Raw genomic sequence first — 8,233 nt, 5'->3', positions numbered from 1 at the left:
GGCCGGGACACACACGTTCACGGCGGGCAGTCGGGGCGTCCGCGCCGCAGAGCGGATCACCGCTCCCGCGACGTCACCACACCCAGGGTGACCAGCCCCAGGACCACCCACGCGAACCACAGCCAGCCGCTGCCGCCCAGCGCCACCGAGTAGGCGGTCACCAGTATCAGGGCCGCCACCGTGGTGATGGCCATGGCCTTCGCCGTCTCCGGCATCGCTCACACCTTCCTCCCGAGTCGGTCGGGGCGGGTCCGCCGGTCGCCGCGGCCGTCGCGCCGCCGCGCCCGGGCCCCGTCCTGTCCGGCCTCGGCCGGCGCGCTACTGGCCGCGGGCCTGCAACGACGCCAGGTAGGCGTTGTACGCGGTCAGCTCCTGGTCGCCGTTGCGGTCAGCGGCCCGGTCGCTGCGCCGAGCCTGCCGTTGTTCGGAGAAGTACCACTGGAAGACGAGCGCAATCAGCACGATGACCGTGGGAATCTCGCTGAACGCCCAGGCGATGCCGCCCGCGGCGTTCTGGTCGGACAGCGCGGTGACCCCGAGCGAGGCGGGCGGGTCCGCGTACGTTTCGACCATCGGCTCGCCAGCCATCATCAGCGCGATGCCGAAGAAGGCGTGGAAGGGCATGCCCGCGAACAGTTCCAGCATCCGCATCACGTAGCCGGGACGGTGCGGCCCCGGGTCCACGCCCATGATCGGCCAGAAGAAGACCAGCCCGACCGCCAGGAAGTGCACCATCATCCCGATGTGCCCGGTCTTCGACTCCATCAGGAAGTCGAAGGCCGGCGTGAAGTACAGCGCGTACAGGCTCGCGATGAACATCGGGATGGTGAAGCCCGGATGCGTGACCACCCGCATGTACCGGCTGTGCAGCACCGTCACCAGGATCTCGCGCGGTCCCCTGCGGCCGCGTCCGGCGGCCGGGAGCGCGCGCAGCGCCAGCGTCACGGGGGCACCCAGCAGCACCAGGATCGGCGACAGCATGCTGATCACCATGTGCTGCACCATGTGCACGCTGAACAGCACCATGCCGTAGTCGTTGAGCTTGGTGCACATCACCAGCGCGACCGTCAGCACGCCCAGCGCGAAGGAGACCGTGCGGCCGGTCTGCCAGGTGTCGCCGCGCTGCCGCAGCCGCAGAACGCCCCAGCCGTAGAGTGCCAGCGCCAGCAGGCAGCTCACCAGGAAGAACGGCTCGGGGGAGAGTTCCAGGCCGCGTCCGAGGGTGAACGGCGGCAGATCCGCCATCGTGCCGTGTCCGTCGTGGTCCATCCGCAGCTCTCCCGATTCGTGCCGATCCGCTCGGACCAGACTAGGACCGCCCCCGGCCGAAGCTCCGGCCGGGGGCGGTCCTAGTCTGGTCCGAGCGGATCGGCGGACGCCCGGACGGGGACGTCAGGCGGGCTGGGTGGCCGCCGCGATCCGCTCGGCGCGCAGCGCCTCGTACCACCGGTCGTCCACCGGCGGCAGCGCGTTCACGTCCAGGGCCAGCTTGAGCAGCAGATCCGCGATCTGCGGATTCCTGGCCAGCACCGGACCGTGCATGTAGGTGCCGAAGACGGTGTCGTTCCAGGCGCCCTCGGTGCCGTCGCCCGTTCCGTTGCCCCTGCCCAGCCGCACCCGGGCCAGCGGGCGTGCGGTCGGCCCCAGATGCGTGACGCCCTGGTGGTTCTCGAACCCGGTCAGCTGGGGCAGGCCGAGCCGCTCGTCCATGTCGGCCAGCACGTCGCCCACGCACCGTTCGCCCTCGCCGCGGGTGCTGGTGACGTCCAGCAGCCCCAGGCCCGGCTCGCGCTGCCCGAGGTCGTTGATGAACTCCTGCCCCAGGATCTGGTAGCCGGCGCACACCGAGAAGACGATGGCGCCGTTGTCCACGGCCCGGCTCAGCCCGCCGTCGCGGCGCAGCCGCTCGGCCGCCAGCCGCTGCGGCCGGTCCTCGCCGCCGCCGACCAGGTAGATGTCCCCGGATGTGGGGATCGGCTGGTCGGAGCGGACGTCGACCCGCTGCACACCCAGCCTGCGCTGGCGCGCACGCCTCTCCACCACCAGTACGTTGCCCTGGTCGCCGTAGGTGCTCAGCAGGTCCGGGTAGACCCACACCACGCGCAGGCCGCTCTCACTCATGCTCGCTCGCATCCTCGCCGTGTTCCCGGCGTCTTTGGCGTCTTTGCGTCTTCGGCGCTCCCCGGCCGTCTCGCTCCGGCCGGTGGCCCGAAGGGCCCGGGATCAGTTGCCGACGATGCGGCGCAGATCCTGGAAGGCGGTGTAGTTGGCGATCGCCTCGATCCGGCCGGGCGGGCACTGCCGGATCGCCTCGACGGCGTTCTCGCAGACCTGGAAGTCGACCCCTGCGACCTCCAGCCGGACCGCCAGGTCCAGCTTGCGGTCGCCGATGACGCAGATGGGGTGACCGGCCAGCCGGGAGTAGTCCACGTCCCACAGCCAGGAGGTGTCGGTGCCGTCCGCGCCGCGCGCGTTGACCGACAGGATCACGGGCGCCGGCGGGCCGTCGATCAGGGAGAAGGTCTCCAGCCAGCCGGCCGGGTTCTTCGCGAGCAGCAGCCGGATCTCGCGGCCCTGGAAGGACACCACGTCGTAGCGGCCGGCCACCGCGGTCACCGAGTACATCCGCTCCAGCGCCGTCTGGGGCGGCACCCCGAAGGCGGCGGCGACGGCCGCGGAGGTGGTGGCGTTGGCCTTGTTGGCGCGGCCGGGGAGCTGGAGGTGGATCGGCCAGGCCGACCCGTGCGGGTCCAGCACGTGGTCGCCCGACAGGGCCCAGCTCGGGGTGGGGCGGCGGAAGCCGCACTCGCCGCAGAACCAGTCGTCCCCGGGGCGCTGCATCACGCCGCCGCAGGCCGGGCAGGACCAGGCGTCGTCCTTCCACTCCTGGCCCGCGGCCACCCACACCACGTTGGGGGAGGAGGAGGCGGCCCACACCACCAGCGGATCGTCGGCGTTCGCCACGATCACGGCCTTGGAGCCGGACAGGCCCTCGCGCCAGCGCTCGGCGAGCATCCGGGTCTCGGCGGCGCGGTCGAGCTGGTCGCGGGAGAGGTTCAGCAGGGCGATCGCCTTGGGCGTCACGTCCCGGGCGACCGCGGCGAGGTACTTCTCGTCCACCTCGATGACGCCGTAGCGCGCTTCGCCGCTCCCGGCGAGCGCCGCGGTGATGCCCGCGGGCATGTTGGCGCCCAGCGCGTTGGAGACGACCGGCCCGGCGGCACGCAGGGCCTCGGCGATCAGCCGGGTCGTCGTGGTCTTGCCGTTGGTCGCCGACACCAGGACGACGTCCAGGTTCTGGGCGAGTTTGGCCAGCAGGTCGGGGTCGAGCCTGAGGGCCACCTTTCCGCCGATCACCGACCCGCTGCCACGGCCCGCGGCCCGTGACACCGCCGCGGCTGCCTTGCCCGCCGTCACGGCCAGTTTGGCCCGTGGCGGCAGCGGCTCCGTGTTGCCTGCCATCGTCCTTGTCCCTCCTTGCCCCTGGGTCGGGGATCACCCTACCGAGATCCGCTCCCGTCCCCGAACCGCGCCACCCCACAGATGATCAGCACGGCGTAGGGTGACGCCCATGCACCGCGGCACCATCCCCGGAAGTTCCGGTTCTGTCCATCCCCTGCGGCCGGCGGCCGATCCGGCCCTGCGTACGCGGTGCGCCGAGGTGGCTTCCTTCGACGCGGAGCTGGCCCGCCTGGTGGAGGACCTGTTCGCCTCGATGTACGCCGCGCACGGAGTGGGGCTGGCGGCCAACCAGATCGGCCTCCCCCTTCGGGTGTTCGTCTACGACTGCCCCGACGACGAGGACCGCCGCCACCTGGGGCATGTGGTCAACCCGCGCCTGGTGGAAACCGGCGGCGTCATCGTACGCGGTCCGGAGAGCTGTCTGTCCCTGCCCGGCGCGGAGGCCGCCGTGGAGCGCCACGACCGCGCCGTGGTGGTGGGGCGGGACAGGACGGGTGCGCCGGTGCGGATCGAGGGGACCGGTTTCTTCGCCCGCTGTCTGCAGCACGAGTGCGATCACCTCGACGGCGGCGTGTACACCGACCGTCTCACGGGGCTGCGCCGCCGCCGGGCGCTGCGCCGGGCCCCGCGGTCCGGGGCACAGGCTCGCGGGGGGTGAGACCCAGGGGCTCTCCGCGGGCACCGCGACGGACGTGCCCGGCACGCCGCGCCCGGCGGCGCTCACAGGCCCGGGCCGCCGGCCAGGTCCTGTGCCGTGGCCAGGCCTCCCCACAGCAGATCGGCCAGGTGCCGCACCAGCCGCTCCCGGGGGCAGGGCCGCTCCCCCAGCCACCAGTCGCCCGCCGCGTGCATCATGCCGACGATCCCGTGTCCCCACACCCGGGCCCGCTCCTCGCGGTCGGCGCCGAGTTCGACACGTTCGGCGATCACCGTGGCCAGTTCCTCGCCGAGCCTGCGCAGCAGCGGGGCCGAGTACTGGCCGACGTCGAAGCCGCGCTCGCCCCCGGGCTCCTCGGCCGGGTGCATCAGGAAGCGGTAGACCTGGGGCCTGGCCTCGATGGCGGCCAGGTACGTGTCGAGCGCGGCCTCCACACGCTCGCGCCGGTCGGTGGGCGCGTCCAGGGCGGCCCGCAGCGCGTCCACCAGGGCGTCGGTGTGCCGCACCGCCAGGGCGCGGTAGAGCCCGCCCTTGTCGCCGAAGTGCCGGTAGAGGATGGGCTTGGTGATGCCGGCCTCGGCGGCGATGGCGTTCATCGAGGCGCCCGGGCCGTCGCGCAGCACCACGCGTTCGGCGGCCTCCAGGAGCTCCCGGCGGCGGCGCTCGGTGGCGCTGCGCTGGTCCTCCCGCTGTGTGGTCTCCATGCTCCTCGGCCTCCCCGACCCTGCTGTGACACCTCGGTGCCGCATGAGCGCAACGTAACACCCTCGGGGCGCGCGGGAGTGCGCCGACGGTGGAGGTTGACACCGCACTGACCGGTAACATATTCAGGTTACCGCTAGTAACAATGGATGGAGGGGCTTCCATGGCGGAGTTCGCACTCGACCTCAACGAGGACCAGAAGGCCGTGCGGGAATGGATCCACGGCTTCGCGGCCGACGTCATGCGCCCCGCCGCCGCGGAGTGGGACGAGCGCGAGGAGACGCCCTGGCCCGTCATCCGGGAGGCGGCCAGGATCGGCCTGCACTCGCTCGACTTCTACGCCCAGCAGTACTTCGACCCCACCGGTCTGAGCATCCCCATGGTCATGGAGGAGCTGTTCTGGGGCGACGCGGGCATCGGCCTGTCGATCGTCGGCACCGCGCTGGCGGCCGTCGGCGTGCTCGCCAACGGGACCGAGGAGCAGATCGGCACCTGGATCCCCCAGATGTACGGCGACGCGGACGACGTGAAGGTCGCCGCCTTCTGCTCCTCCGAACCGGACGCCGGATCGGATGTCTCGGCCATGCGCACCCGCGCGGTCCACGACGAGGCCAGGGACGAGTGGGTGCTCAACGGCACCAAGACCTGGGCGACCAACGGCGGCATCGCGAACGTCCACGTCGTCGTCGCCGTCGTCGACCCCGAACTCGGCTCCAAGGGGCACGCCTCCTTCGTGATCCCGCCGGACACCCCCGGTCTGTCCCAGGGGCAGAAGTTCAAGAAGCACGGCATCCGCGCCTCCCACACCGCCGAGGTGGTCCTCGAGGACGTCCGCGTCCCCGGTCGCTGCCTGCTGGGCGGCAAGGACAAGCTCGACGAGCGCCTCGCCCGCGCCCGCGGGCGAAGCGGGACGGGGGTCTCCCCGGCCGGAGGCCGGGGGAGCGTGAGGAACGCGGCGATGGCCACCTTCGAGGCGTCCCGGCCCGCCGTGGGCGCGCAGGCCGTCGGCATCGCCCGCGCCGCCTACGAGGTCGCCCTGGACTACGCCGGGACCCGTGTCCAGTTCGGCCGCCCGATCATCGACAACCAGGGCATCGCCTTCCAGCTCGCCGACATGCGCACCCGCATCGACGCCGCCCGGCTGCTGGTGTGGCGCGCCTCGTGGATGGCGGCGGCGGGCAGGCCCTTCGAGGGCGCCGAGGGGTCGATGTCCAAGCTGTTCGCAGGGGAGACAGCCAAGAGCGTCACGGCCCAGGCGATGCAGATCCTCGGCGGCAACGGTTACACCCGGGAGTACCCGGTGGAGCGTATGCACCGGGACGCGGCGATCTACTCGATCTTCGAGGGCACCAGCGAGATCCAGCGCCTGGTCATCGCCCGCGCCGTCTCGGGCGTGCACGTACGCTGACCTCCCGCCGTGTGCCGCCCCCCCGCCCCCGCGGGTGGGCGCCCGCCGCCCCCCCCCCGGCCCCCGCCCGCCCCCCCCCCGCGCCCCCCCCCGGGAGGTCTCCGGCAGCCCCGCGACCCGCCGCGTTCACCCGACACGACCGCAGCCATTCGGGCTGATCCGGGCGGTATGCCGAACCGGCCCGCAGACCGGCCCCAGACCGCCGCACGTTCCTGACACGAAGTCGGTAACCCTTCTGAACAGGGATGTTGACCCCCGTTCCGATCCACCGAGGCCAGGGTCCGGATCCCGGCGGCCGGTAGTGAGCATGTTCACAGAACATCTCCGATCGACCGATCGGGAGCTTTTCTGACGCACTATCCGTAGAAGACCGCAAGTCCCCGCCGCAGGGCGGGGCCACCCGGCCGGACGCCCAATCCTGCCGTCGCCCGGGTGAGAAACGGACCATGACGAGACGGCAGGAGCGGGAGACCCGAGCAAGGCGGGCCGCGTGCGACGCGGTCCTCGGGGTGAAGCCACGCAACGCGTGGCCGGGCAACTTCGCCGGCCCGAACCCGACAGGTCATCTTTCGCAGGCGTACGACGAAGGGTTCACTCATGTCCGCGCACGCACGCATCGCGGGTCCGGTGTCCCGGGCGGGCATCACCACCGCCGTCACCGCCGTCACCCTGGCGGGGACGATGCTCATCCCGTCCGCCGCACCCGAGGCCGAGGCGGCCACCCCCGCGAGCAAGGCGCTCAAGGTCGCGGCCTCCAAGAAGGGCGCGCCCTACAGGTACGGAGCCGCCGGCCCCGGCCGGTTCGACTGCTCGGGACTCACCCAGTACTCGTACAAGAAGGCCGGCAAGAAGTTGCCGCGCACCGCGGCAGCCCAGTACAACCGCTCGAAGAAGATCTCCGCCAAGTCGCGCAAGAAGGGCGACCTGGTCTTCTTCCATTCGGGCGGCAGTGTCTACCACGTCGGTATCTACGCGGGCGAGGGGCGGGTCTGGCACTCACCGAAGCCGGGCAAGACCGTCCGCGAGGAGAGGATCTGGACCAAGAGCGTGCGCTACGGGCGTGTGAGGTGACACCGCGGCGCCGGCCGGCCCCCGCACGGACCCCTACGGTGGTGATCACCGTCGTTTCCGTGAGGGGGGCCGCCGTGGCATCACGCAGGGCGAAGCAGGTACTGGTCTGCGGGTGGGCGGCGCTCGCGGTGGCGGGCGCCGGGGCCACGCTGGTGCTGGACGACAGCACGGACGGCGCCCCTGGGCGGTACGGCTGGTACGAGACCACTCCGGGGGACGATCCCGTGGGGGGAACCGAGCCGCTGCCCTACGGCGACCACCTCCGCGACACCGGGTCCCACCGGTGACCATCGCCCGCGCCGGGGTACAGGTGGGGCTATGAGCACTGAACAGACCGGACAGACCAAGGAAGGGGCGTGCCTCGTCGAGATCGAGCTGCCCCACTGCACCGCTTCGAACGCGGCGGCCGTCTTCGCCGTCCTGAGGTCGGCGTTCCCCAAGTCGCCCGAACTGGGTGACGGCGGCGGGCACGGGCCCGGGGCGGACGGCGAGCGGCGGAAGTTCTGGGTGGGCACGGTCGATGTCCGCACACACGGTGAGGTGGAGTGCACCCTGGAGCTCGGGGAGCCGGTGGAGGCGGGTCTCAGCGGCGGCCCCGACGCGGTGCGACAGGTCCAGGACGCTCTCGCGGATTTCTACGACGTGACGGCCGAGCCCCGGATCTCGGGCGACCAGGAGGTGGAGGTACGGCTGAGTCTCGCCCAGCGCTGAACGACCCGCGGGTCGCTGTCCACCGGCCCGCGTCCGGGACGTACCCGCCCGCCGAGTGAGACCGCCGCGGGCGGGTACGCGCCCCGCGAACGGAAGCGAGCCAGGACGAGCGGGAGCGGGGGGCGGCCCCCCCCCCCCGCGGGGGGGGCCCCCGGACGCGTTCCCCGGCACGTTCTCCGCGTGTTCCTCCGGGAGCCGCGCCCGCTCCTCAGTCGATGCTC

10 protein-coding genes and 1 riboswitch are annotated in these 8,233 nt (G+C 72.3%); of the genes, 5 read left to right on the top strand and 5 right to left on the bottom strand.

The annotated features are described in order from the left end of the window. Positions 1 to 56: 56 nt before the first annotated feature. From AC2CJA_RS20715 to AC2CJA_RS20700, 4 genes are all read right to left on the bottom strand, one after another. The gene (locus AC2CJA_RS20715; protein WP_484604183.1) at positions 57 to 215 is read right to left on the bottom strand and encodes a hypothetical protein; all 159 of its coding nucleotides are present in this window, start codon (positions 213 to 215) and stop codon (positions 57 to 59) included. A gap of 103 nt (positions 216 to 318) precedes the next feature. After that, positions 319 to 1,269, bottom strand: coding sequence for a cytochrome c oxidase assembly protein (locus AC2CJA_RS20710; RefSeq protein WP_484604182.1), 951 nt, complete (start codon positions 1,267 to 1,269; stop codon positions 319 to 321). Positions 1,270 to 1,392: 123 nt separating this feature from the next. Next, complete coding sequence (locus tag AC2CJA_RS20705) at positions 1,393 to 2,121, bottom strand: type 1 glutamine amidotransferase (RefSeq protein ID WP_484604181.1); 729 nt, start codon at positions 2,119 to 2,121, stop codon at positions 1,393 to 1,395. Between the two features lie 102 nt (positions 2,122 to 2,223). Beyond that, the gene (locus AC2CJA_RS20700; RefSeq protein ID WP_484604180.1) at positions 2,224 to 3,462 is read right to left on the bottom strand and encodes a MurT ligase domain-containing protein; all 1,239 of its coding nucleotides are present in this window, start codon (positions 3,460 to 3,462) and stop codon (positions 2,224 to 2,226) included. 109 nt (positions 3,463 to 3,571) lie between these two features. Between AC2CJA_RS20700 and def the strand changes: the two genes are divergently transcribed. After that, complete coding sequence (gene def / locus AC2CJA_RS20695; RefSeq protein WP_484604179.1) at positions 3,572 to 4,120, top strand: peptide deformylase; 549 nt, start codon at positions 3,572 to 3,574, stop codon at positions 4,118 to 4,120. A 62-nt stretch (positions 4,121 to 4,182) separates the two neighbouring features. Here the strand turns inward: def and AC2CJA_RS20690 are convergent, their stop codons facing one another. Next, entirely contained in the window at positions 4,183 to 4,824 is a 642-nt protein-coding gene (locus tag AC2CJA_RS20690) for a TetR/AcrR family transcriptional regulator (protein ID WP_484604178.1), read from the bottom strand. Positions 4,825 to 4,985: 161 nt separating this feature from the next. Here AC2CJA_RS20690 and AC2CJA_RS20685 point away from each other — a divergent pair, with 161 nt between their 5' ends. The 4 genes from AC2CJA_RS20685 to AC2CJA_RS20670 all read left to right on the top strand — a co-directional run bounded on the left by AC2CJA_RS20685 (position 4,986) and on the right by AC2CJA_RS20670 (position 8,012). Next, positions 4,986 to 6,230, top strand: coding sequence for an acyl-CoA dehydrogenase family protein (locus AC2CJA_RS20685; RefSeq protein ID WP_484604177.1), 1,245 nt, complete (start codon positions 4,986 to 4,988; stop codon positions 6,228 to 6,230). A gap of 437 nt (positions 6,231 to 6,667) precedes the next feature. Continuing rightward, a riboswitch (cyclic di-AMP (ydaO/yuaA leader) is annotated at positions 6,668 to 6,824 on the top strand. A gap of 3 nt (positions 6,825 to 6,827) precedes the next feature. Beyond that, positions 6,828 to 7,301, top strand: coding sequence for a C40 family peptidase (locus AC2CJA_RS20680; RefSeq protein WP_484604176.1), 474 nt, complete (start codon positions 6,828 to 6,830; stop codon positions 7,299 to 7,301). Positions 7,302 to 7,375: 74 nt separating this feature from the next. Then, on the top strand, positions 7,376 to 7,588 hold the full coding sequence (locus tag AC2CJA_RS20675) for a hypothetical protein (protein ID WP_484604175.1): 213 nt from the start codon (positions 7,376 to 7,378) through the stop codon (positions 7,586 to 7,588). A gap of 31 nt (positions 7,589 to 7,619) precedes the next feature. Then, positions 7,620 to 8,012 carry a hypothetical protein gene (locus AC2CJA_RS20670; RefSeq protein ID WP_484604174.1) on the top strand — a complete coding sequence of 131 codons (393 nt, stop codon included), beginning with the start codon at positions 7,620 to 7,622 and terminating at the stop codon, positions 8,010 to 8,012. Positions 8,013 to 8,233 lie beyond the last annotated feature (221 nt).

This window comes from Streptomyces sp. ATLC9 (assembly GCF_057196705.1).
The sequence above is the reverse complement of the archived record's forward strand: the minus strand, read 5'-3'. Positions and strand labels throughout refer to the sequence as shown.

What these genes read in the sequence shown, in the direction of transcription:
- AC2CJA_RS20715 (WP_484604183.1), bottom strand. Translation starts at nt 215, where the DNA reads ATGCCGGAGACGGCGAAGGCCATGGCCATCACCACGGTGGCGGCCCTG.
- AC2CJA_RS20710 (WP_484604182.1), bottom strand. Translation starts at nt 1,269, where the DNA reads ATGGACCACGACGGACACGGCACGATGGCGGATCTGCCGCCGTTCACC.
- AC2CJA_RS20705 (WP_484604181.1), bottom strand. Translation starts at nt 2,121, where the DNA reads ATGAGTGAGAGCGGCCTGCGCGTGGTGTGGGTCTACCCGGACCTGCTG.
- AC2CJA_RS20700 (WP_484604180.1), bottom strand. Translation starts at nt 3,462, where the DNA reads ATGGCAGGCAACACGGAGCCGCTGCCGCCACGGGCCAAACTGGCCGTG.
- def (WP_484604179.1), top strand. Translation starts at nt 3,572, where the DNA reads ATGCACCGCGGCACCATCCCCGGAAGTTCCGGTTCTGTCCATCCCCTG.
- AC2CJA_RS20690 (WP_484604178.1), bottom strand. Translation starts at nt 4,824, where the DNA reads ATGGAGACCACACAGCGGGAGGACCAGCGCAGCGCCACCGAGCGCCGC.
- AC2CJA_RS20685 (WP_484604177.1), top strand. Translation starts at nt 4,986, where the DNA reads ATGGCGGAGTTCGCACTCGACCTCAACGAGGACCAGAAGGCCGTGCGG.
- AC2CJA_RS20680 (WP_484604176.1), top strand. Translation starts at nt 6,828, where the DNA reads ATGTCCGCGCACGCACGCATCGCGGGTCCGGTGTCCCGGGCGGGCATC.
- AC2CJA_RS20670 (WP_484604174.1), top strand. Translation starts at nt 7,620, where the DNA reads ATGAGCACTGAACAGACCGGACAGACCAAGGAAGGGGCGTGCCTCGTC.